General features: G+C 59.1%; 17 protein-coding genes. 8 read left to right on the plus strand and 9 right to left on the minus strand.

What is annotated here, in order from left to right:
* Positions 1-224 precede the first annotated feature (224 nt).
* Positions 225-839, minus strand: coding sequence for a pyridoxamine 5'-phosphate oxidase family protein (locus HYPGJ_RS03840; protein WP_046845980.1), 615 nt, complete (start codon positions 837-839; stop codon positions 225-227).
* A 35-nt stretch (positions 840-874) separates the two neighbouring features.
* Complete coding sequence (locus HYPGJ_RS03845; RefSeq protein WP_046845981.1) at positions 875-1,474, minus strand: glutathione S-transferase; 600 nt, start codon at positions 1,472-1,474, stop codon at positions 875-877.
* Between the two features lie 108 nt (positions 1,475-1,582).
* On the opposite strand from HYPGJ_RS03845, the gene HYPGJ_RS03850 reads away from it, so the two are divergent.
* Positions 1,583-2,485, plus strand: a complete 903-nt coding sequence (locus HYPGJ_RS03850; RefSeq protein ID WP_046845982.1) for a LysR family transcriptional regulator — start codon at positions 1,583-1,585, stop codon at positions 2,483-2,485.
* A gap of 901 nt (positions 2,486-3,386) precedes the next feature.
* Here the strand turns inward: HYPGJ_RS03850 and HYPGJ_RS03860 are convergent.
* The 6 genes from HYPGJ_RS03860 to HYPGJ_RS03885 all read right to left on the minus strand — a co-directional run bounded on the left by HYPGJ_RS03860 (position 3,387) and on the right by HYPGJ_RS03885 (position 12,398).
* On the minus strand, positions 3,387-6,047 hold the full coding sequence (locus tag HYPGJ_RS03860) for a nitrate reductase (protein ID WP_046845984.1): 2,661 nt from the start codon (positions 6,045-6,047) through the stop codon (positions 3,387-3,389).
* An 11-nt stretch (positions 6,048-6,058) separates the two neighbouring features.
* Positions 6,059-6,388: a nitrite reductase small subunit NirD gene (gene nirD, locus HYPGJ_RS03865; RefSeq protein ID WP_046845985.1), complete on the minus strand. Its 330-nt coding sequence runs from the start codon at positions 6,386-6,388 to the stop codon at positions 6,059-6,061.
* A gap of 4 nt (positions 6,389-6,392) precedes the next feature.
* Complete coding sequence (gene nirB, locus HYPGJ_RS03870; RefSeq protein WP_046845986.1) at positions 6,393-8,846, minus strand: nitrite reductase large subunit NirB; 2,454 nt, start codon at positions 8,844-8,846, stop codon at positions 6,393-6,395.
* A gap of 106 nt (positions 8,847-8,952) precedes the next feature.
* Entirely contained in the window at positions 8,953-10,278 is a 1,326-nt protein-coding gene (locus HYPGJ_RS03875) for a nitrate/nitrite transporter (protein WP_046845987.1), read from the minus strand.
* A 279-nt stretch (positions 10,279-10,557) separates the two neighbouring features.
* Positions 10,558-11,784, minus strand: coding sequence for a CmpA/NrtA family ABC transporter substrate-binding protein (locus tag HYPGJ_RS03880; protein ID WP_046845988.1), 1,227 nt, complete (start codon positions 11,782-11,784; stop codon positions 10,558-10,560).
* Positions 11,785-11,786: 2 nt separating this feature from the next.
* The gene (locus HYPGJ_RS03885) at positions 11,787-12,398 is read right to left on the minus strand and encodes an ANTAR domain-containing response regulator (RefSeq protein WP_046845989.1); all 612 of its coding nucleotides are present in this window, start codon (positions 12,396-12,398) and stop codon (positions 11,787-11,789) included.
* Between the two features lie 539 nt (positions 12,399-12,937).
* On the opposite strand from HYPGJ_RS03885, the gene HYPGJ_RS03890 reads away from it, so the two are divergent.
* The 3 genes from HYPGJ_RS03890 to HYPGJ_RS03900 are packed head-to-tail and all read left to right on the plus strand — an operon-like array spanning position 12,938 to position 15,610.
* Entirely contained in the window at positions 12,938-14,101 is a 1,164-nt protein-coding gene (locus tag HYPGJ_RS03890) for a patatin-like phospholipase family protein (RefSeq protein WP_046845990.1), read from the plus strand.
* Positions 14,079-14,837, plus strand: a complete 759-nt coding sequence (locus tag HYPGJ_RS03895) for an acetoacetate decarboxylase (RefSeq protein WP_046845991.1) — start codon at positions 14,079-14,081, stop codon at positions 14,835-14,837. Before HYPGJ_RS03890 ends, HYPGJ_RS03895 begins: the two co-directional genes overlap by 23 nt.
* On the plus strand, positions 14,834-15,610 hold the full coding sequence (locus HYPGJ_RS03900; RefSeq protein ID WP_046845992.1) for a 3-hydroxybutyrate dehydrogenase: 777 nt from the start codon (positions 14,834-14,836) through the stop codon (positions 15,608-15,610). The genes HYPGJ_RS03895 and HYPGJ_RS03900 overlap by 4 nt, the downstream gene beginning before the upstream one ends.
* Before the next feature lie 196 nt (positions 15,611-15,806).
* On the opposite strand, the gene HYPGJ_RS03905 is transcribed toward HYPGJ_RS03900, so the two are convergent.
* Positions 15,807-17,225, minus strand: coding sequence for a short-chain fatty acyl-CoA regulator family protein (locus tag HYPGJ_RS03905; RefSeq protein ID WP_046845993.1), 1,419 nt, complete (start codon positions 17,223-17,225; stop codon positions 15,807-15,809).
* Between the two features lie 147 nt (positions 17,226-17,372).
* On the opposite strand from HYPGJ_RS03905, the gene aceA reads away from it, so the two are divergent.
* The 4 genes from aceA to metE are packed head-to-tail and all read left to right on the plus strand — an operon-like array spanning position 17,373 to position 21,714.
* Complete coding sequence (gene aceA, locus HYPGJ_RS03910; protein WP_046846688.1) at positions 17,373-18,662, plus strand: isocitrate lyase; 1,290 nt, start codon at positions 17,373-17,375, stop codon at positions 18,660-18,662.
* A 23-nt stretch (positions 18,663-18,685) separates the two neighbouring features.
* On the plus strand, positions 18,686-18,931 hold the full coding sequence (locus HYPGJ_RS03915) for a hypothetical protein (RefSeq protein ID WP_244466005.1): 246 nt from the start codon (positions 18,686-18,688) through the stop codon (positions 18,929-18,931).
* A gap of 3 nt (positions 18,932-18,934) precedes the next feature.
* Positions 18,935-19,321, plus strand: coding sequence for an acyl-CoA thioesterase (locus tag HYPGJ_RS03920; protein ID WP_046845994.1), 387 nt, complete (start codon positions 18,935-18,937; stop codon positions 19,319-19,321).
* 32 nt (positions 19,322-19,353) lie between these two features.
* Positions 19,354-21,714: a 5-methyltetrahydropteroyltriglutamate--homocysteine S-methyltransferase gene (gene metE / locus HYPGJ_RS03925; RefSeq protein WP_046845995.1), complete on the plus strand. Its 2,361-nt coding sequence runs from the start codon at positions 19,354-19,356 to the stop codon at positions 21,712-21,714.
* Positions 21,715-22,022: the final 308 nt, after the last annotated feature.

Consider the following 22,022-nt stretch of genomic DNA (forward strand, 5'->3'; position numbering starts at 1 on the left):
CGCCATTCGGCGGTGCTCTCCAAATGCGAAGGTCACTTAGGCAGCCGCAGGCCCGCAATGGGGCAGTCCGTCGCCGACACGATCAGTCGGCCGCTGACGCGGAAAGCAACGAAAAAACTGGAAGGGACCGATGCGGTTCGGATGACGGAGTCCGCTTACTGTGTCTGCCTGGCCGTCCTCACCACCATCTAGATTGACGAGAATGACCCAAAGCGGACATCCGTTCAAAGCGCAGAACGCGTGCGTTCAAGATCGCTCTCAAGCTGTAGAATTCGCTTCTGGAGCACATCGAGAGCGGCTTCGACGTCCTCGATGGGAATAAGCTGAGGGATATGCTGAGGACAGTTGCGATCCCAGGCCTCGATTTCGAAAACGATCACCCGCTCGGCGACAGCATTGCTTTGCGACGGTCGCAAACGGGACAATAGCTCGTCATCATTTTCGACGATCCGCGCACGCCCCCAGATCTTCACGCGCCGGCGCCGCGCGTAGTCCATAAGGAAGATGAATGCGCGCGGGTTTTCGGACAGGTTTCCAGCCGTAATATATTGCCGGTTTCCGGACAGGTCGGCGAATCCCAGCGTCCGCTCGTCGAGAACCTTCAAGAACCCGACCGGCCCCCCGCGATGCTGGATGTAAGGTTGCCCTTCTGCGTTCGCCGTACCGAGATAGAACGAGCGCGCAGCCGCAACGGTGGCAGCCAAATCCGGCGTTACGGTCGTTGCCCAACCCTTGAGCTTCTCCATCCGCTCGTATTGCGCGCGCGAACCCTGACGCTCCTGCTCAGCCTTGACTGCGGCTGTGAACGCGATGTCGGAGATGTAACGATGAGTATCCATTTTCGCCCCAATGCCGAAGGAGCATCCACGTCGCCTTAAATTGCAGGCATGCCGATAAAGCCTGGTAGCGCTTTGACCCGATCGACCCATGAGGTGACGGCCGGATATCCGTCGAGCGGTACGCCTCCCTCGTGACCCAGGGCGACGTAGGGCATACAGGCGATATCGGCTATCGTCGGCCGGCCAAGCTCCAGCCATTGCGCTTTCGCCAGACGCTTTTCCAATAGGCCGAGAACGCGCACGGCGTTGGTTCGCGCTCGCTCAACGTCGAGCTTGTAACCGAACTTGTCGTGCAATCGCGCGTCATTGGGACCGCGAGCGATTTCGTTCTCGGCGACCGCGAGCCATTGGCTCACTCGCGCCAAGCCTGCGGGATCTGTCGGAAGCCAGTTTTCGCCGCCCCATTTGCGCGCGATGTAGATAAGAATTGCCTGGCTGTCGCGCAGCACGAGATCACCGTCCTGGAAAATCGGAATCTCGCCGAACGGATTAAGCTCGATCAGGGGCGATTTCTTATGCGCACCTGAGAGAAAATCCACTGGGATGATTTCGAGAGGGACGCTGAGTAGCGCACAAAGCAAGCGCACCTTGTAGCAGTTACCCGAAAGCTCGAGGTCGTAAAGCTTTGCCGTCATCGCATCGACTCCCGGTTGCAATTCACTGAACTGGAAAGTGGCGCGCCGGTCGCTTCTCCGCTAGATAGAATATTTGGCAAATATATTTCCATTTAATGGAATGATGCGATGGACCGGTTTCGGGCAATGCACGTCTTCGTCGCCGTGGCTGAAGCAGGTAGCCTGTCCGCAGCCGCGCGCCGCCTCCGCGAGCCATTGACCAACGTCAGTCGGCTCCTGTCTCAACTCGAAGCCCATGTGGCTTGTCCCCTTATCGATCGCACAACTCGGCGCATGATGCTGACGGATGCCGGACGAGACTACCTGAAGACCTGTCGACAAGTGCTCGAAGAACTCGAACGCGCGGAAAGTCGGATTGCAGGGCAGTCGACCGAACTTTCTGGCGAGCTTGCCATCACGGCACCCGTCAGCTTCGGCCGCCTGCACGTGCTCCCTATGATTGCAGCGTTCCTCGACGCCTATCCCAGGATCAACGCGCGGCTGCTGCTCATAGACCGGATCGTCGATCTCATCGAGGAAGGTATCGATATCGCAATCCGCATCGGAGAGTTGCCCGACTCCGGACTGGTCGCCATGCGCGTCGGCACGCTGAAATTTTCAGTTTGTGCCTCACCGAATTACCTCGCTCAACACGGCGTCCCGGCGTCCATCGCGGATATTACGGAACGGGATTGCGTGACGTTCTCTGGAATGGCGGGCGGGTCGCGGTGGATCTTCAAAAGCAAACGCTATGGCCGCAAGGCCGTCAAAGTGCGATCGCGGCTTTCGGTCAACAACGCAGAAGCTGCGGTCGAGGCCGCCGTGGCGGGTGTCGGGATCACGCGTGTGCTCTCCTATCAAGCCCGGTCCGCGCTCGATGCCGGTCTTTTGAAGCCAATTCTCGAACGTTTCGAGGACACGCCCATTCCGGTTCATCTTGTGTACCGGCCAACCCGCTCGGACAATCCGCGTGTGCGAGAGTTCGTGCAATTTGCGGCCGAACGATTGCGGGCCGAGAGTGCGCTCCGATAGTCCATGTCCATCATAAGCCCGGTGGATAACAATCCAGGTACGCGGCTATCGTCGACGCGGCGATTGCGTGCCAAATCTTGCCCAGTCGAGAGACCGATGCGAGCGATCCGCTCCAGCACCAACCGCGCGTACGGCCGCATTGTCAGGCAGCCTCTGTCGCCACGGCTGGCAGATTACAGGCGAACGTTTTGACCTTTGACCCAAATCGGACATTAGGTGGCGCATACCGTGCGCGCAGAGAGTCACTGCGGAAAATATCTGTGCCGGCAACGGTACTTTACTTGGCAACCGCCAAGCACTCGACTAGCGTTCGAGCAGATTTGTTTTTACGGGGGGTGCAATGCGGATTTTCAAGTTAGGCTTCGCGGCCGCGGTTGTGGCGTGCGCCCTTTCGGCGACGGCTCAGGCTGCCGAATGTACCAGGGTCGCAGCCATTGGCGATAACGTCACCCACGATTTGGCGGTGCTGTTCTCCACAAACGCACTCAAGAATACAATCGCCGGGCGGGGGCTTATAGGGAAGGGGCCAGTGAAAACCAGCTGCAAAACAGGCTCGGCGATGATTGAGTGTTACTCATCGCAGATGGCCTGCAAGGGCGGAACGCCCGCCGCCTGCCTGGGTCCCTGGCTTTGCTTCTGAACCCGGCGCTAGACGTACCCTTGTTTTGAATCTGTTTTTGCGGCTCGATCCGCGCGGCTGAAAATCTTCAGCCCTGGGCATCGACGCCGCAGCCGTGAAAAACATTTTTGGCGATATCGAGTCCGACAGTGGCTCGCTGCACCATCTGATTTTCTCCATCTCAGCCTCAAACTCAGGTGGGGTGATGGATGCCGTCCACAGCATCAATCGCGAACATCAGGCACCGGGACGTCAGGCCGGTCTCAGGTTCATATCCGCTCCTCACTCCGCTGCCTGAAGGGTCTGTGCTTCGATGATCGTTCTGATTTCCGCTCGGCAGGAGCCGCAGTTCGTGCCGGCTTGAAGGGTTTCCCCGATGGCGGCGACGGTTTGGCATCCGCGCCGAACGGCGGCGGCAATTTGGTTGGCACCGACACCAAAACAGGAACAGACGGTCGCGCCTTTGTCGGCTGCGCCGGCACCCGGTCGCCCGGCAATGAACTTGAACCGCGAAGCGGCCCTCGGATGCAGCGCGGTAAGCTGTGCAACTGCCCAATCGCGCGAAACGGCCACTGGCTCCGACGCCAGAAACAATGCGCCCCGCAAACTTTCGCCCCGATAGCAAGCGACGCGATAGGAAGAACTCTGACGATCGCGAAAAGCGATGGTTTCGGTGTCTTCGGATGCGCCCAACAGCTCATTCGCGAAAGACGACCAATCTTCCCGGCCGTCGGCGAAACCCAGCTCTAGCCGCCAACCCGCGCTGCATTTTGCGAGTGCCCAATAGGTGGCGTCAATATTCTCGGGCTTACGGTCGAGTACGGCAAAGCCGTAAGTTGAGACTGCAAATCGCTCGATGCGAACTGAAATATTCTTCGATGCTGGTTGTCCGGAAATCGCATCGACCACAGCAGGCACGAGCGTGTCGACGCGGGCCTTCGATGCGTACTGGTCGGTCCAGTGCATCGGAACGAAGATCGATCCCGGACGCTGACGCGCCGATATCAGCGCCCGGACGAGAATTGCCTCGTTTCCCGTCGAAATGCGGATGATGTCCGCGTCGCCGATATTGTAGCTTGCGGCATCGCTGGGATGAATTTCCGCGAAAGGCTCGCCGTAGTGTTGCGAGAGACGCTGGCTTTTCGCTGTGCGTGTCATCGTGTGCCAGTGATCGCGAACGCGCCCGGTATTGAGCGTCATCGGATATGCGGCTGGCGTTGTTCGCCGCGGTTCCAGATCGAGCGACGTGAAACGGGCCTTGCCGTCGCGCGTGAAAAACTTTCCGTCCGTGAACAGACGGATGCTTGACTGTTCGCCTACGGGTCGCGGCCATTGGAAGGGTTCAAGGCGATCGAACTCAGTTTCGGAAATATTCGCAAGCTGGCCAATATCGAAGTCGCGCGTGCCGTTGTTCTCGAAGCCGGAAAGCGCGGCGTGCTCCGCGAAAATCTCGGACGTCGATTTGTAATCGAAGGCCGCGCCGAATCCCATGTGCTTCGCCACTTCACAAACGATCCACCAATCGGGACGCGCCTCGCCCGGGAGCGGCAAGAACGAGCGCTGTCGGGAGATGCGCCTTTCGGAATTAGTAACGGTTCCGCTCTTCTCTCCCCAAGCCGCCGCCGGCAGCCGCACACGTGCGCGACGCACCGTGTCCGTTTTAGCAATCACATCCGATACGACGACAAACGGGCAGTTGCGGATCGCGTCCTCGATTTTACCCGCGTCCGGCATCGACACGACAGGATTGGTCGCCATGATCCAGAGAGCTTTGATCCGGCCGTCGGCGACTGCGCGAAACATATCGACGGCCTTGAGGCCGGACTTCGCGGCGACGAGCGGGGCCCGCCAGAACCGGCGAACGCGATCGCGATCCTCGGCCTTCTCGATGTCCATGTGTGCCGCGAGCGTATTCGACATGCCGCCGACCTCGCGCCCGCCCATCGCGTTCGGTTGGCCCGTCACCGAGAACGGGGACGCGCCGGGTTTCCCGATGCGGCCCGTCGCCAAATGGCAATTGATGATGGCGTTGACCTTGTCGGTGCCGCGCGCAGACTGATTGACGCCCTGGCTGAAGACGGTGACCGTTCGGTCGGTCCGCGCGAAAAGCTCGAAGAAGCTCCGCAATAGTCTTTGGTCAAGCCCCGTTTGTTCGATGATCGCCAAGATGTCCATTGCATCCGCAGCACGCAACGCATCCGTAAAGCCCGACGTGTGGGCAGCGATGAAATCCTGGTCAATCGCGTGGGTTTCAAACAAGTGCGAGAGCAACGCGGAAAACAGCGCGACGTCGCCATCAGGCTTGATCGGAAGGTGCAAGTCGACAATGTCCGAAGTCATCGTCCGCCGCGGATCGATGAGGACGATCTTCATTTCGGGCCGCTTGTCTTTAGCGGCGACGATACGCTGATAGAGGACGGGATGGCACCAGGCGAGATTCGAACCGACGAGAACGATGAGGTCGGCAATCTCGAGATCTTCGTAGCAGCCCGGAACGGTATCCGATCCGAACGCGCGCTTGTGCCCGGCAACGGATGAAGCCATGCAGAGGCGCGAATTGGTATCGATGTTCGCAGAGCCGATGAAGCCCTTCATCAGCTTGTTGGCGACATAGTAATCTTCCGTCAGCAGCTGACCCGAGACGTAAAACGCCACTGAATCCGGACCATACTCCGCGATCGTCTCGGAGAATTGCGACCCGACCAGCCGCAGCGCCGCGTCCCAGCTCACTCTTTGTCCGTCGACTTCCGGATAGAGAAGCCGATCGTCGAGATCGACCGTTTCGCCGAGCGCCGAACCCTTCGAGCAAAGTCTGCCGAAATTGGCCGGGTGCTTCGTGTCACCGCGAATTCCAACTTTGCCGTCCAAGGACACATCCGCGAGAATACCGCATCCGACACCGCAATAAGGGCAGGTTGTCTTTGTGGGTTGCCGCGCGGTCATCGGCTCCGCCCTCAAGCTGCGCGATCGGCTTTGACGATGAGCGCGATGAAAATCTGCTGATCCTCGACCTTGATCGGGATCGTGCGCACGGAGCCTTTGTCGGCCCCCAATGCTTTGCCCGTCTCGAGGGAAATGGACCAATTGTGTAACGGGCAGGTCACCGCCGTCCCGTGCACGATGCCTTGGCTCAACGGTCCACCCCGATGTGGGCAATGATCTTCGATCGCGAAGACACGATCATCCATCGTTCGAAACACGCCGATCTTACCTTGCGGAGTTTCGACGCAGCGCGCGCCGCGCTGTGGAATATCGGCGATGCTGCCGATCGCAAACCAGCTCATTTTGTCACTCCGCCGCTAGCGCTATGCCGATTGTCGCCATCGGATTGAACTCATGCTTGTGAAGGCCTGAGACACGCTCCGACCACGGATCGACCTGGGCGAACTGCTGCGAATAGACGAAGTGGTTGAAGTAAGACCTGCGCTTCTCGACGTCGTCGAGCACCTGACGGCGCACCTCGGCAATCGTGACGCGCTTCGCCCATTTGTAGATGCGCTCGAGATAGCGGGCCTGTTCGCGGTACATTTGAACAAGCGCGACGATGACTTCGAGCGCTTCGTCCTCGGTCTTGACGATGCCAAGGACCTCCGTGCCCTTGATATCGAGGCCCGCAGCTCCCGCAAAATGAATCTCGTAGCCGGAATCGACACAAATGACGCCGACGTCCTTGCACGTCGCCTCGGCACAGTTTCGCGGACAGCCAGAAACCGCCATCTTGACCTTTGCGGGCGTCCACGAGCCCCACATGAATTTCTCGATGCGGATGCCGAGCCCGGTCGAATCCTGCGTTCCGAAGCGGCACCAGTCGGTGCCGACGCACGTCTTAACCGTGCGCAGGCCCTTGGCGTAGGCATGGCCGGAGACGAAGCCAGCCTTACCGAGATCGGCCCACACCGCCGGTAGGTCTTCCTTCTTGATGCCGAGCATGTCGATACGCTGACCGCCGGTGACCTTCACGGTCGGAATGTCGAATTTGTCGACGACGTCGGCGATGGCACGCAGCTCTTTTGAACTCGTCACGCCGCCCCACATGCGCGGTACGACCGAATACGTTCCGTCCTTCTGAATATTGGCGTGCACGCGCTCGTTGATGAAGCGCGACTGATAATCGTCGGCATACTCACCGGGCCAATCGCAGACCAGATAGTAGTTCAATGCCGGACGGCATTTGGCGCATCCGCACGACGTCGCCCATTCCAGCTCCTGCATGACGGCGTAGATGTTCTTGAGGTTCTTGGCTTTGATCAGTCGGCGGACATCGTCGTGCCCGAACGCCGTGCATCCGCACATTGGTTGCACAGCTGCTGGATTGTAGGAGTCGCCGAGCGTCAAAGACATCAGTTGCTCGACGAGGCCTGTGCATGAGCCGCACGAGGCCGACGCCTTGGTGTGGGCGCGTACAGCATCCAGCGACGTCAAACCTTTTTCCTGAATAGCACCGACGATCTTGCTCTTGCAGACGCCGTTGCAGCCACAGATTTCCGCGTCATCTGGCAAGGCTGCAACGGCCGCCATAGGGTCGAGGGGGGACCCTCCCTGATAGGCTTGCCCGAAAATCAGCGTATCGCGCATGTCGGTGATATCGACCTGCTTCTTTTTCAGGTCGTTGAACCAAGCGCCATCGGCCGTCTCGCCGTAGAGAACCGTGCCGATGATGCGGTTGTCTTTCAGAACGAGCCGCTTGTAGACGCCGGCGGACGCATCACGCAGGACAATTTCGTGGCGGTCTTCACCGTCCGCGAAATCACCGAGCGAAAAGAGCTCGATACCGGTAACTTTAAGTTTTGTCGGCGTGTCGTTATGGACGAACGCGGCCGTGCTTGCTTTGTCGGCGAGATGTGCGGCGGCGATGCGTGCCATTTCGTAGAGCGGCGCGACAAGTCCGTAGACATGACCGCCAACTTCGGCGCATTCACCGACAGCCAGGATATCGGGATCGGATGTGTGCATTCCCGCATCGACGAGGATTCCGCGATTGGTGGAGAGCCCCGCGTCCTTCGCAAGTGTAATATTCGGCTTGATGCCTGCTGCCATCACAACCAGCGTCGCAGGAATGACGCGACCGTCCGCAAGCTCGACGCCTTCGACTTTCTTGTCGCCCAGGATAGCTTTCGTATTGGCCTTGCAGATAACCTTGATGCCGCGATCTTCTATAGCCCGCTGTAAAAGATACCCGGCCGCCGGATCGAGCTGACGCTCCATCAGTGTCGGCATCAGATGCAGGACTGTGACGTCCGTGCCCTGAGCTTCAAGACCCGCGGCAGCCTCAAGACCGAGGAGCCCACCACCGATGACGACAGCCTTCGCACGCGATTGCGCCGCGAGAAGCATGGCGTTGACATCGTCAAGATCGCGATAGCTCAAAACGCCCGGCAGATTATTGCCCGGCACCGGAAGGATGAACGGTACCGAGCCCGTAGCGATGACGAGTTTGTCGTAGTTTTCGACGACGCCGTGGTCAGACGTCACGGTCTTGGCGGTACGATCAATCGCGACAATCTTGTGCCCCTTGTAAAGGGTGATGCCATTCTTGATGTACCAGCCGTCACCGTGGATGATGATCTGCTCGTAGCTTTTTTCGCCCGACAGAACGGGCGAGAGCATGATGCGATCGTAATTGACGCGCGGCTCGGCGTTGAAGATCGTGACGGTGTAGTGCTCCGGCGAACTCTCGAGCAGATGCTCGAGCATGCGGCCCGGCGCCATGCCGTTTCCGATGATGACGAGTTTTTCGGTCATGGCTGTGAAGTCCCCATGGTGTCGCCCTCGAAAGGCGGCTTCACTTCGGCTGTGGGTTTCGTTGCGCGGGCGAACGGTTCGAGAATTTGCTCACGTCGAAGATGGCTCATGCCCGGCCTCCGGCGTGTGCGAGATGCGTGTCGGCGACGTCAGACTGCGAGGTAGAAGCGTTTGCGCTTCGGCCTATGCGCCGTACCGAAATGTGCATCCAGACGAAGAGGGAGACGACGATGACGAAGAGAAGCATGAAGCAGCTTGTCCAAAGCTCCGTCGCCTGAGCGAGAAAGCCGAATGCGATAGGCAGGATGAAACCACCGAGCCCGCCGATCATGCCCACAAGTCCGCCGACAGAGCCGACGTTGTCCGGGTAGTAGGTCGCGATGTGCTTGTAGACGGCAGCCTTTCCGATGCTCATGAAAAAGCCGAGCACAAAAGTCATGCCGATGAAGACGAGCGGACTGATTTCGAAATGCGCCGAGACCGGACCGTGTGTCCCATGCATGACATAGTCGGTCGGCGGCAGCGACAGCACGAATGTTGCGATGGCGGCGACGCCAAAGCACCAATACATCACTGTCCGCGCGCCGATGCGGTCCGACAGAACACCGCCGTAGGCGCGAAAGATACTCGCCGGGATGGAATATGCGGCCGCAACCATGCCCGCGGTCTCGATGTCGAAGCCGTAGACGCCAATGAGGTAACGGGGCAGCCAGAGCGCGAGCGCGACGAAGGCACCAAATGTGAAAAAATAGTACATTGCAAAGCGCCACACGCGGATGTCTTTCAGCGTCGCGAGTTCCATCGCGTAGGCTTTTGGCGCTTCGCCGGTTCTGCGGCGTTCGACCATTATCGGATCATCGGTCGTCGTCAGCCAGAATATGACCGCAATGACCGCGAGCACTGCAGCCCAGATCAGCGCGACCGTGTGCCAGCCCCATGCCACGAGCGCAAAGGGAGCGAGAAATTTCGTGACCGCGGCGCCCACATTTCCGGCGCCGAAGATTCCGAGCACCGTCCCTTGTTGCCCCTGCTGGAAAAACCTCGAGACATAAGCAATGCCGACAGCGAACGAGCCTCCCGCAAGGCCTATTCCGAGTGCCGCCAAAAGCATTTGAGGGTACGTTTGGGCGAAGATGAGAAGCGCCGTCGCAACGCTCGCGGCGAGCATGTTCACCGTGAAGACGAGGCGCCCACCATAGCGATCTGTCCAGATTCCGAGGAAAATGCGAGCCAGAGAACCCGTCAAAATCGGTGTTCCCGCGAGCAATCCGAACTCCGCTTCAGTCAGACCGAGTTGATCTTTGATGCGGAGTCCAATGATTGCGAAAATCGTCCAGACTGCAAAGCAGGCCGTGAACGCAAACGTGGAAACCCACAGGGCGCGGCCCTCGGGCGTCGATACCGTGAGAACGGAACTTTCTTGTGTGCGCATTAGATGCTCCCGGTCATTGCGCAAAACAAAAAAGCTGCCGGCCAAGCGCTCGCACCCCTCCTACGAGGGTGTGAAGGCTTGATCGGCAGCTTTGCCTATGGAGCGCCCGCCATTGGACGCGGATGAAATCCTAAGCGCGCAACGCGCGCAGCTTAGGTGAGCTGGGTACAAGACCTTCAACTCGAGTCTTCTTGACGATGCGGCACCTGCGAAGGCATCGCAAGTCCAAACATTCAGCAGTTTAACACCGCTTCGGCGCAAAATTTGTGCAGCGCAAGCTCAGAGCTTCTGGCTCGCTATATAGGAATCGAGCTTGTCGGGATCGAACAAGCCGCCGTCGAAAAAGCCGTCCGGACCTAGCACCAAGCTGGCGCCGGATGACCCGACAGGGGTAGCGGCGGTGAGCGCGCCCTCCACTTTGGCATTCGCGACCGGAAGCGCGATACCCAGCGGCTTCAATGCCGCTCGATAGAGGTCGGGCCGGTATGTCTCGCGCGCAATCCTCACATGTTCCGCGCTGTGTTGGATTTGTCCCCAACGGACCATCTGCGAATAGAACCAGAGTGCGTGGCTCTTCCACGGAAACGTCGCGGCCTTCGCGAACGGAACAAAGAAATCTGCGACCGCTTTCGTGTCTCCGCTTCCGTCCGGCAATTCTCCCTCGAGCGCCGGGAGCAGCCACTCGCGAGGCCGGCCGACATAGGTTCTTTCGGCCAGAATGCGCGCGAGATCCCCTCGATTTCGCGCATTGCCGCACCATTCCGCAGCCTTGCAAAGCGCCCGCAGAAGCGCGGAAAGCGCATCGAGATTTTCTTCCGCCCAACGCGCGCTTACACCCAGGACCTTTTCCGGACTGGACCGCCAAATCGCGGCTTTGACCGTTGCGATATGTCCCTTTCCGGCAAGAGCAGCCGCCGTATTCCAAGGCTCGCCCACGCAGTAGCCATCGATTGTGCCGCTCGCCAATGCGTCCAACATCAGCGGAGGTGGAACAATGACGATCTCGACATCGCGTGATGAATCGATTCCGCAGGATGCCAGCCAATAGCGAAATTCGTAGTTGTGCCCTGAGTAAGGATGGACCACGGCGAAGCGCAACATCGGCTTCGATGTGGAAGCGTTGCGGTCTGCGACGACAGCTTTCAACGCCCGGCCAGTCACCGCCGGATCGAAGTCGGCCCTTGCTCCCTTGTCCACCATGTCGGTCCACAAGGCATTCGAGACCGTAACCGCATTTCCACCAAGACCGAGCGCCATCGGGACGATCGTCGGCACGACGAGGGGCGTCAGACCGAGATTGCAGGCGATTGGCATCGGCGCAAGAACATGAGCGACCTGAAAATGCCCCACGGCCAATCGATCGCGAATGTTCGCCCACGAGGTTTCACGCGCCAGGGCAAGATCGATGCCCTCAGCCTGCGCAAAGTTCAGCTCCTTCGCGACGACAAGAACCGCACTGTCTAAAAGCGGCAAGAAGCCCGCCGTTATCTGGTTTGCGCCGCCCACGATTATCGCTCCCCCTCACGCGGCGACAGAAGCCCGGCCGCCGTTATCAAACCTTCGGCAATCTCCCCAATCTTTCGGTTCTGGTTCATCGCGGTTTTGCGCAGAAGGGCATAAGCTTCCGACTCTGAAAGGCCTCGTGTCGCCATGAGGATGCCCTTGGCACGGTCAACAAGCTTGCGGTTTTCGAGTTCGGATCGCGCTTCTTCGAGTTCGCGGACCATGCGCGAAAAGGCGTTGAAACGACAGATCGCCATGTCCAAGAGTGGCTTGACGCGTTCTTTCTTTAAGCCATCGACGACATAGGCGGAGACACCGGCATCGACTGCTGCCTCGATCGATGCACTATCCGAGTGATCGACGAACATTGCGATCGGCCGCTTCACCGCACGCGAAAGCTGAAACATGTTTTCGAGCATATCGCGATTGGGATTCTCGAGGTCGATGACGATGACATCAGGCTCGATCTCGGCAATGCGCCGTGCGATACCGACGACGTCATGGACGATCGTCAGGTTGACATAACCGGCATCTCGCAGTCCGGCCTCGATCACCGACGCGCGCAGCCGGTTTTCGTCGATGACGAGGACGGAAAGAGGATTCGGCGGCGGCTGCATGCTCGTGTCCACAAGGAAGACTGTGTCGCTACACGATTTATGCGGTCGGTCAACTGCCCAAATGAATACCGAAGGAGAGCGAGTGATGCCGGCTTGCGTATCTAGCGGCAGAAAATATTGACGGCCGCCCGTCGAAAACCCGGCGGCATGAAAATACTCCAAAGGATACGCTTCGTACCCGTCGCATCACGTTATCGGAAAGCAAAAAGATCGAAATCAAATTCATAATGTGAATTTTGACTTACGCGCCTGAGGCCAAACAGGATCGCCGCTCCGTCGCATCCTCCGGCCCCGCGAGCAGGTGAGTGGAGTAGTGCGTAAACCAAATTCGCCCCCTCGGATTTCAGTGTTCCCGCACAGTCGGGCGGCAACAGGGCGGGTTAACGGGAATGTGACTCTCTATGACGGCGGATTGCGACTGGCGGATGCTGTTCGCCTGTGCTCGCAACGATCTGACCCATTGAAATATCGCACCCCTCACAACCAGATACCTGACGCGACCTTTTCTACAGCCTTTCCCCTCTGGCCGATCGACGGACATGGCGAAGCAGAAACTCAATCGCGAGAAGAACGTGCTTGTGCTGCAGGGCGGTGGAGCACTCGGCGCCTATCAAGCCGGCGCCTACGAAGCTCTTTCCGCTGCGGGCATCGAACCTGACTGGGTGGCGGGTATTTCGATCGGCGCCGTCAACGCCGCCATCATCGCCGGTAATCGGCCCGAGCATCGCCGACCCCGACTGCGAGAGTTTTGGAATATCGTTTCGAGTCGCCTAACGCTTCCCCCGATTGCGATCGATGACAACTCACGCAAGCTTTTCAACGAAACGAGTGCGGCGATTGTCGCGTCAACGGGCGCTCCGGGATTTTTCACTCCGCGCTATCCACCGGCAGTCTTCAATTTGCCGGGCACGATGGATGCTATTAGCCTCTACGATACGTATCCGCTTAAAGAGACGCTGCTGGAGCTTGTCGATTTCGACATTCTGAATTCCAGCGCCGTTCAGTACAGCATCGGCGCCGTCGAAGTCGACACGGGCAATCTCAAATATTTCGACAGCAGGCACGATACCATCACGCCCGAGCACATCATGGCATCCGGCGCGCTGCCGCCGGGTTTTCCGCCTGTCGAAATCAACGGCAAGCTTTATTGGGATGGCGGCATCGTCTCGAATACGCCGCTGCAATACATTCTCGACGGCGGGCTGCCGCGCGATGACATGACGATCTTTCAGATCGATCTCTTCAGCGCGCGCGGTCCGATACCGAAGACGCTGTTCGACGTGCAGATGCGCGAAAAAGAAATACGCTATTCGAGCCGCACGCGTCTCAACACTGATTACTTCAAGGTTCTGCAATCGCTGCGGCGTGCCGTGCGGCGGCTCGATAGTCTGGTTTCCGATGAGATCAAGGCAGGCTTCGACTGGAAGCTGCTGTCGAGCTTCAGTTGCAATGCTGCGATTACGCTCGTGCATCTTATTCACCGTCGCGCCGCATACTCCACGCAATCCAACGACTACGAATTCTCGCGTTACACCATCAATGAGCACTGGCAGGCCGGGCGCGCCGATGTCGAAAGCACGCTTGGCAGCGACGCCTGGAAAAACCGCGAACCGCCCAAGGACGGCGTGCTCGTGCTCGACTGCACCAAGCAACTCCAGCCGCCTGCAATGGAGAACGCCGATGAAAATCGCCGACGTCCGTAAAAATGCTTATGCCATGCCGCTGACCAGTCCGGCATTTCCTCCCGGCCCCTATCGTTTTATCGACCGCGAATATCTCATCATCACTTATCGCACCGATAAAGACGCGCTCGAGCGCGTCGTGCCAGAACCGCTCACGTTCGATGAGCCAATCGTCAAATACGAATTCATCCGCATGCCGGATTCGACCGGCTTCGGCGACTATACGGAATCGGGACAAGTCATTCCGGTCACACTCAATGGCGCCGCAGGCGGCTATACGCATGCGATGTTCCTGAACGACGGACCGCCGATCTACGGCGGGCGCGAGCTTTGGGGATTCCCAAAGAAATACGCGCAGCCGTCGCTCGCCCCAGACAAGGATACGTTCGTCGGCACGCTCGACTACGGAAGCGTCCGGATCGCCACCGGAACTATGGGCTACAAGCATAAGGCGCTCGACCTCAAGGCCGTCGCCAAGTCCCTGGCGATCCCGAACTATCTTCTGAAGATCATTCCCCACGTCGATGGCAGCCCGCGCATTCTGGAACTTGTCGATTACCGTCTCGAAGACGTCGTCATCAAGGGCGCGTGGAGCGGCCCGGCGGCGCTCGATCTCAGGCCGCATGCGCTGGCGCCGGTCGCGGACCTTCCGGTGCGCGAAATTATTTCAGCAACACATATTCTTGCCGATCTCACGCTGGGCCTCGGCAAGGTCGTTTATGATTATCTCGATCCGAAAAAGGAGCGCGCGTCATGAAACTCGATGGAAAAGTCGCCCTGGTCACGGGCGCAGCAAGCGGTATCGGCCATCAGATCGCGCGGCGCTACGTCGAGGCAGGTGGCCGTGTCGCGATCGCCGATCTCAACCTCGATGCGGCGAAAGCGGCGGCGAAGGAGCTTGGCGGTGACAAGGAAGCGATTGCCGTCGCCATGGATGTCACCAAGGAGGATGAAGTCAACGCCGGAGTCGCGGCGACCGTCTCGGCATTCGGCAAGGTCGATATTCTCGTTTCGAATGCCGGTATCCAGATCGTGCATCCGATCGAGGACTTTCCGTTTGCGGATTGGAAGAAGCTGCTCGCCATCCATCTCGACGGCGCGTTCCTGACGACGAAAGCCTGCGTCAAGCACATGTACAAGCAGGGCTCCGGAGTCCTCATCTACATGGGTTCGGTGCATAGCCATGAAGCCTCGCCGTTGAAATCCGCGTACGTTACGGCGAAGCATGGGTTGCTCGGGCTGGCGCGAACGATGGCCAAGGAGGGCGCCCCGCACGGCGTGCGTGCCAACGTCATCTGCCCGGGATTTGTGCGCACGCCGTTGGTCGATAAACAAATACCGGAGCAGGCGCATGAACTCGGCATCACGGAAGAACGCGTCATCAAGGAGGTGATGCTTGGCGAAACTGTCGATAAGCAATTCACGATGGTGACGGATATCGCTGAAGTTGCGCTGTTTCTTGCCGCCTTCAAGACCAATGCGCTGACAGGCGAGAGCATCATCGTCAGTCACGGCTGGCATATGAACTAGCGTATCGTTCTGGCTAGCGAAGACGCCATACGAGAATCATGTAGGAAGCCGAGTACATTATTCGTTGAAGCTCGATACAACGACGCTCTATTGCGGTGTGATCGTGATCCGCAGGGTGTCTGAATAATTTCCGGCGGCGAGCGGCTGGGCGTTGATCTGCGGCGTGATCGTCACGCCGAGACTTCCCGTCGATCCTTTATGCAACCGGATAAGGCGTGAAGCGCCGCTCGTTTTCATCGACAGCGGTGCGACCTCCAATCGGCGGAAAAGCGCGTTGAGGACAATTCGGCCGCTCGCAGACCTTGCAGCCCACTCCGATCGGTACCGCAACACCTGAGTTGGCGAGGTTCAAGCCTTTCGCGTAGACGAGCCGGTTCGCGTGACTGAGGTCGCATCCGAGCCCGATTGCGAAGGTTTTGACCGGCGCACCGAAGCCGCCGTGCCCTCGCGACACCGTTCGCGCAACCCAAAGATACGTGCGTCCGTCCGGCATTTGCGCGAGCTGCGTGAGAATACGCCCGGGCGTGGAAAATGCCTCGTACACGTTCCAGAGCGGACACGATCCGCCGACGCGCGAAAAATGGAAATCCGTCGCCGACTGACGCTTCGAGATATTCCCGGCACGATCGACGCGCACGAAGAAGAACGGAACGCCGCGCGCTTCCGAACGCTGCAGTGTGCTCAAGCGATGGCAGATCGTTTCGAAGCCGACGCCAAAGCGCTGGCCGAGCAGATCGATATCGTAGCGCAGGGCTTCCGCTGCAGCGAGAAACGGCGTGTAGGGCATCACCAATGCGCCGGCGAAATGATTGGCGAGGCCAATGCGCGCGAGGCGGAAGGTTTCATCGCTGTCGTCAGCGGCGTCTTTCGCAAGCCGGTCCAGCGTGTCGCCGATGTCGAGGAAGGCAAGCTGCGTCGCCATCTCGAACGCCTGCTGGCCAGGATTGAGGTTTGCGGAAAGTTCAAGCGTGCGCCGCGCGCGATTGAATCGCCGTTGCGGGGAGAGCGTATCGGTTGCGGGAACAATAACGATATCGACGCCGTGTTCCGAACGCAGATAGTCTCGCAGTCCGGTCGCAACGTCACCGATCACCAGCTGAGCTTTGCCGAACAGCGCTTCGGCGGCTTCATCGAGCTCCGCGATGTAGTTGTGATGCGCGTAAAAATAGTCGCGCACTTTTTCGTAGGGCATCAGCGTCGCGGGTTCGATCTCTTCCGCGCTCAGCCCGAAGCGTGATGCCATCGCGTCGGCGCGCTCGGACGCTTGGCGAGACCGCGCTTGCAGCGCAACGATGGCGCGTCCAACCGCCGGCATGTTGGCGGCAATTTCGCGAATCTCCGTGAGTGCAATGGGCTCGCCGAGGCCGGGGTCCGCGAGCACGTCCTTCAAATCCGCGATGAGACGCGCTTCCTCGTCTTCGGAAAAAAGCTGCACATCGACGCCGAACACGGAGTTGATCTTGAGGAGGATCGGAACCGTCAGCGGCCGCTGATTTTTCTCGAGCTGATTGAGATAGCTCGGGGACAGTTCGAGCGCCCGCGCCAGAGCGACTTGCGTTAGCCCGCGCTCCTCGCGGAGCCGCCTCAGGCGAACGCCCATGAACGCTTTTCTCATGCAGACCTCAGTATTCGCAAAATTCGCAAATTCGCAGCCATGGCCTCGCAAAACTCCGCAATTTCAGGCGTTTCGCGCGCCATCGGAATGCGGATATTGCGAATATAAAGTCATTTGGCAAGCGAGGACGGCATGAAGACTTCGGAAATGGTGCAGCTGGGAATCGATGCGGCTTCCGACCGGTTCGATGGGATCGAGCGACCCTATTCCGTTGCCGACGTCATGAAGCTGCGCGGTTCGGTGCCCATCCGATACACGCTCGCCGAGATCGCGTCGAAGCGCCTTTGGCAACTTCTCAACACCGAGCCTTATGTGCACGCGCTCGGCGCAGTTACCGGCAATCAGGCGATGCAGATGGTCCGCGCCGGATTGAAAGCCATCTATCTCTCCGGCTGGCAGGTCGCCGCTGACGCCAACACGGCGAGCGCGATGTACCCCGACCAAAGCCTCTATCCGGCGAACGCCGGTCCGGAGCTTGCGCGCCGCATCAATCGTACACTGCAACGTGCTGACCAGATTGAGCACATGGAAGGTAAGTCGAGCGTCGCGACGTGGTTTGCTCCGATCGTCGCGGACGCGGAAGCCGGTTTCGGCGGGCCGCTGAACAGCTTCGAGATCATGAAGGCTTACATCGAAGCGGGTGTCGCTGCTGTCCACTTCGAGGATCAGCTTGCTTCGGAGAAGAAGTGCGGCCACCTCGGCGGCAAGGTTCTCATTCCGACGGCAGCGCATATTCGCAATCTCGTGGCGGCACGACTCGCCGCCGACGTCATGGGCGTTGCAACGCTCATCGTTGCCCGCACCGACGCCGAGTCGGCAAAGCTCATCACGTCCGATATCGATGAGCGCGACCGCGAATTCATCGTCAAGGGTGATCGTACAGCCGAAGGCTTCTACGCGCTGCGCAACGGCGTCGACGCCTGCATCGCGCGCGGCCTCGCTTATGCGCCATACGCAGACTTGCTGTGGTGGGAAACATCGACACCCAACATCGAGCATGCGCGTAAATTTGCCGAGGCCATTCACGCCAAGTATCCTGGCAAAAAGCTCGCCTACAATTGCTCGCCGTCATTCAACTGGCAGAAGAAGCTCGATCCCGCGACGATCGCGAAGTTCCAGACCGAGCTTGGCGCGATGGGCTACAAGTTCCAGTTCGTGACGCTCGCCGGTTTCCATCAGCTGAACCACGGCATGTTCGAGCTTGCGCAAGGCTATCGCGATCGCGGCATGGCTGCGTACTCGGAACTTCAGCAGGCCGAATTCGCGAGCGAAGCGCGCGGCTATACCGCGACGCGGCACCAGCGCGAGGTCGGCACCGGATATTTCGACGCCGTTTCTCTTGCGATCACCGGCGGAACGTCATCGACGACGGCCATGTCGGCATCGACCGAGACAGCGCAATTCCATGACGATGCAGTGAGACCAGCGGCCGAATAAGCCGCCAAGCGGGAGCTATTTCCTTGAGATCAGCGGACATCATCAACATGGCCGAGCCGTTCAACGGACCCAAAAATCACGATGTCGACGCAGCCATTCGGAAGGTCGCCGACACGCTGCACCGGCTCAATCTTCAAATTCATCAAGCCGTCGAAGCCGGCGCGTCGATCGAGCTGATGCGGGCTCATCGCGTCCACAACGGCCGCGGCCAATGGGGCGATCAAATGGTTCCGATCGTGCGCGTGCCCGATACGCCAGCAAAGGAATGAGCGATGTCGTCTGATCTTGCCGAGACGCGCTTTGCCGAAATCGTGTTTCCTGAACAGGCCAATCATTACGGCACGCTGTTCGGCGGAACGGCTTTGAACTTGATGAGCAAGGCGGCGGCGATTGCGGCCGCACGCCGCGCAGGCGCGAGCGTCGTCATGGCGCGATCGGACCGCGTCGATTTCCATATGCCGGTTCTCGTCGGCCAGCTCGTCGAACTCATTGCGCGCGTCGAGCGGGTCGGGCGTTCCTCAATGACCGTCAAGGTCGAGGTCGTCGCCGAAACGCTCGGTAAAGCCGATCGCAAAGTGGCAATGCGCGGCAGCTTCGAAATGGTCGCCGTCGATGAGCACGGACGCCCGCAACCGGTCGCGGCGCAAACCGCCGCTTGAACTTATCCAGTCATTCGAAAGGCAAGACGCGCATGGTTCAGTCTGCAAACCTTGGCTTCCCGCGCATCGGCTTGAAGCGCGAACTCAAAAAGGCGACGGAAAGCTATTGGAAAGGGGAGCTTGATTACCTCGCGCTACGCAAAATCGGCGCCGACCTTCGCGCGCGCCATTGGCAGCTTCAGCGCGATCTCGGGATTGAAATCACCCCTTCGAACGATTTTTCGTTCTACGACCAGGTTCTCGATACGACTGCGATGCTTGGCGCGGTACCCCCGCGCTATCGCAACGATGTCGCCGGAACCTCCGCGAAGTTTTCGCCATCGGCGCGGACCTCCAATGCCTATGCGATGATGGCGGATGTTGCGGAAACCGCGGAAGTGCAGGGCAGCGTCGATCTCGACACCTACTTCGCGATGGCGCGCGGGTCCGCTGCGGCTCCCGCAATGGAAATGACGAAGTGGTTCGATACCAATTATCACTACATCGTCCCGGAGTTTTACGAGGATCAGGAATTCCGGCTCGCGTCGCGCAAGGCGATCGACGAGTTCAAGGAAGCCAAGGCGCTCGGCATCCATACGCGGCCGGTGCTGGTGGGGCCGGTCACTTTTCTGTCGCTCGGAAAGGCGAAAAGTGCGGATCTCGATCCGCTGTCGCTCCTCGAACGCGTGTTACCCGTTTACGCCGAAGTTCTGACGGCTCTTGCTTTTGAGGGTGCGGATTGGGTGCAAATCGACGAACCCATCCTCGGCACGGATTTGAATGACGCGCAGCGCGACGCCTTTCGTAAGGCCTACACGGCCCTGTCGAAGTGCGGTCTGAAGATCCTCGTTGCCACTTACTTCGAGCGGCTCGACGACAATCTTTCGCTTGCTGCAGCGCTGCCGATCGACGGACTGCACATCGATCTCGTTCGCGCGCCGGAGCAGCTTGCGTCCGTGCTGTCGGTTTGGCCGAAGTCGCACACCCTGTCACTCGGCGTCATCGATGGACGCAATATTTGGCGGGCCGATCTCGACGCCGCCTTCAGCCTGGTCGAAAAGGCGATTGCTGCGCGGGGACCTGACAGCCTCCAGATTGCGCCGTCGTGCTCGCTCTTGCACGCGCCGGTCGATCTCGACAGCGAAACGAAGCTCGACGACGAACTCAAGTCCTGGCTGGCGTTCTCGAAGCAAAAGCTCGCTGAACTCGCAGCGTTGACGCGTGCGGCCAGTAGCGGCAAGCAAGCGGCAGAAGAAGCATTCGCGGCAAGCGCAGCGGCAGCACAATCGCGTGCGTCGTCGGCACGCGTTCATGATGCCAACGTCGCGGCGCGCCTCGCGGGCTCTAAGTCTGGCGATGCCAATCGCGCCGGATCCTTCGAGCATCGTCAGGCGAAGCAACGCAAGCGTTTCGCTTTGCCGAAATTCCCGACGACGACAATTGGATCGTTTCCGCAAACGGAAGAAGTCCGCAAAGCGCGCGCCGCGCATCGCCGCCGGGACATCGATGATGCCACATATGACGCGTTTCTTATGAAGGAGACCGAGAACGCTATCAGCGTTCAGGAAAACCTCGGCATCGATGTGCTAGTTCATGGCGAGTTCGAGCGCAACGATATGGTGGAATACTTCGGCGAGCAGCTTTCCGGATTCGTCTTCACGCAAAACGGCTGGGTTCAATCGTATGGAAGCCGGTACGTAAAGCCGCCGATCATTTTCGGCGATGTCTCGCGACCGAAGCCGATGACCGTCCGCTGGTCGGCTTACGCTCAGTCGCTCACGACTAAGCCCATCAAAGGCATGCTCACTGGCCCCGTGACGATCCTACAATGGTCGTTCGTTCGCGACGACCAGCCGCGTTCCGTCACGTGCCGGCAGATTGCATTCGCCATTCGCGACGAGGTCGTCGATCTGGAAAAAGCGGGCATTGGCATCATTCAAATCGACGAGCCGGCGTTGCGCGAAGGCTTGCCGATAAGATTGAAGGACAGGGAGGCTTACCTCAAATGGGCTGTCGAGTGCTTTCGGCTCACGGCGGCCGGAGCATCCGATCTGACGCAGATCCACACGCACATGTGTTACGGTGAGTTCAACGACATCATGGAGGCGATTGCTGCGCTCGACGCCGACGTCATTTCAATCGAGACGTCGCGCTCGCAGATGGAGTTGCTCGATGGCTTTTCAGAGTTCAAGTATCCGAACGAGATCGGGCCGGGCGTCTACGATATCCATTCGCCGAGATGCCCATGCGTTGGTGAGATGACAAACCTCATCGCGAAGGCGCGCGAGCGGCTCGCGCCGGAGCAAATCTGGATCAATCCGGATTGCGGCTTGAAAACGCGCAAATGGGACGAAGTTCTTCCCGCATTGAAGAACATGGTCGAGGCAGCGAGAAAGATGCGGGAGAATACCTAGCGACATCGTTGTGGCTAGGTCCGCCAAAGCTCTCCTTCCCAACCGCTAATTTTGCCGTCGCAAAATGGCGGCGCTTGAAGCGCGCTGCTTTGTAAATCGCAATCGGCCGCGGCCTCTTAGGCGCGCGGCCGATTGGCGAAGCAACCCTGTGCGGCGAAAAGCTGGCGCTTAAGAAGTCTTAAATCAGGCACGCCGGCTGAAGGCACGTAACACGTGCAAACTCGGCTGCGCGCAATTGCGCCGTTGGTCGTTGTCAAAATTCTCTCATATATCCAAGACTATATACTGAAAAAATTAAATAAGCTGAT

This window comes from Hyphomicrobium sp. GJ21 (genome assembly GCF_001006785.1).
Lineage (GTDB): Bacteria > Pseudomonadota > Alphaproteobacteria > Rhizobiales > Hyphomicrobiaceae > Hyphomicrobium_B.

Bases quoted from the DNA above. Each gene is read 5' to 3' on its own strand.
- HYPGJ_RS03840 (WP_046845980.1), bottom strand. From the start codon at position 839: ATGGATACTCATCGTTACATCTCCGACATCGCGTTCACAGCCGCAGTC.
- HYPGJ_RS03845 (WP_046845981.1), bottom strand. From the start codon at position 1,474: ATGACGGCAAAGCTTTACGACCTCGAGCTTTCGGGTAACTGCTACAAG.
- HYPGJ_RS03850 (WP_046845982.1), top strand. From the start codon at position 1,583: ATGGACCGGTTTCGGGCAATGCACGTCTTCGTCGCCGTGGCTGAAGCA.
- HYPGJ_RS03860 (WP_046845984.1), bottom strand. From the start codon at position 6,047: ATGACCGCGCGGCAACCCACAAAGACAACCTGCCCTTATTGCGGTGTC.
- nirD (WP_046845985.1), bottom strand. From the start codon at position 6,388: ATGAGCTGGTTTGCGATCGGCAGCATCGCCGATATTCCACAGCGCGGC.
- nirB (WP_046845986.1), bottom strand. From the start codon at position 8,846: ATGACCGAAAAACTCGTCATCATCGGAAACGGCATGGCGCCGGGCCGC.
- HYPGJ_RS03875 (WP_046845987.1), bottom strand. From the start codon at position 10,278: ATGCGCACACAAGAAAGTTCCGTTCTCACGGTATCGACGCCCGAGGGC.
- HYPGJ_RS03885 (WP_046845989.1), bottom strand. From the start codon at position 12,398: ATGCAGCCGCCGCCGAATCCTCTTTCCGTCCTCGTCATCGACGAAAAC.
- HYPGJ_RS03890 (WP_046845990.1), top strand. From the start codon at position 12,938: ATGGCGAAGCAGAAACTCAATCGCGAGAAGAACGTGCTTGTGCTGCAG.
- HYPGJ_RS03895 (WP_046845991.1), top strand. From the start codon at position 14,079: ATGAAAATCGCCGACGTCCGTAAAAATGCTTATGCCATGCCGCTGACC.
- HYPGJ_RS03900 (WP_046845992.1), top strand. From the start codon at position 14,834: ATGAAACTCGATGGAAAAGTCGCCCTGGTCACGGGCGCAGCAAGCGGT.
- HYPGJ_RS03905 (WP_046845993.1), bottom strand. From the start codon at position 17,225: ATGAGAAAAGCGTTCATGGGCGTTCGCCTGAGGCGGCTCCGCGAGGAG.
- aceA (WP_046846688.1), top strand. From the start codon at position 17,373: ATGGTGCAGCTGGGAATCGATGCGGCTTCCGACCGGTTCGATGGGATC.
- HYPGJ_RS03920 (WP_046845994.1), top strand. From the start codon at position 18,935: ATGTCGTCTGATCTTGCCGAGACGCGCTTTGCCGAAATCGTGTTTCCT.
- metE (WP_046845995.1), top strand. From the start codon at position 19,354: ATGGTTCAGTCTGCAAACCTTGGCTTCCCGCGCATCGGCTTGAAGCGC.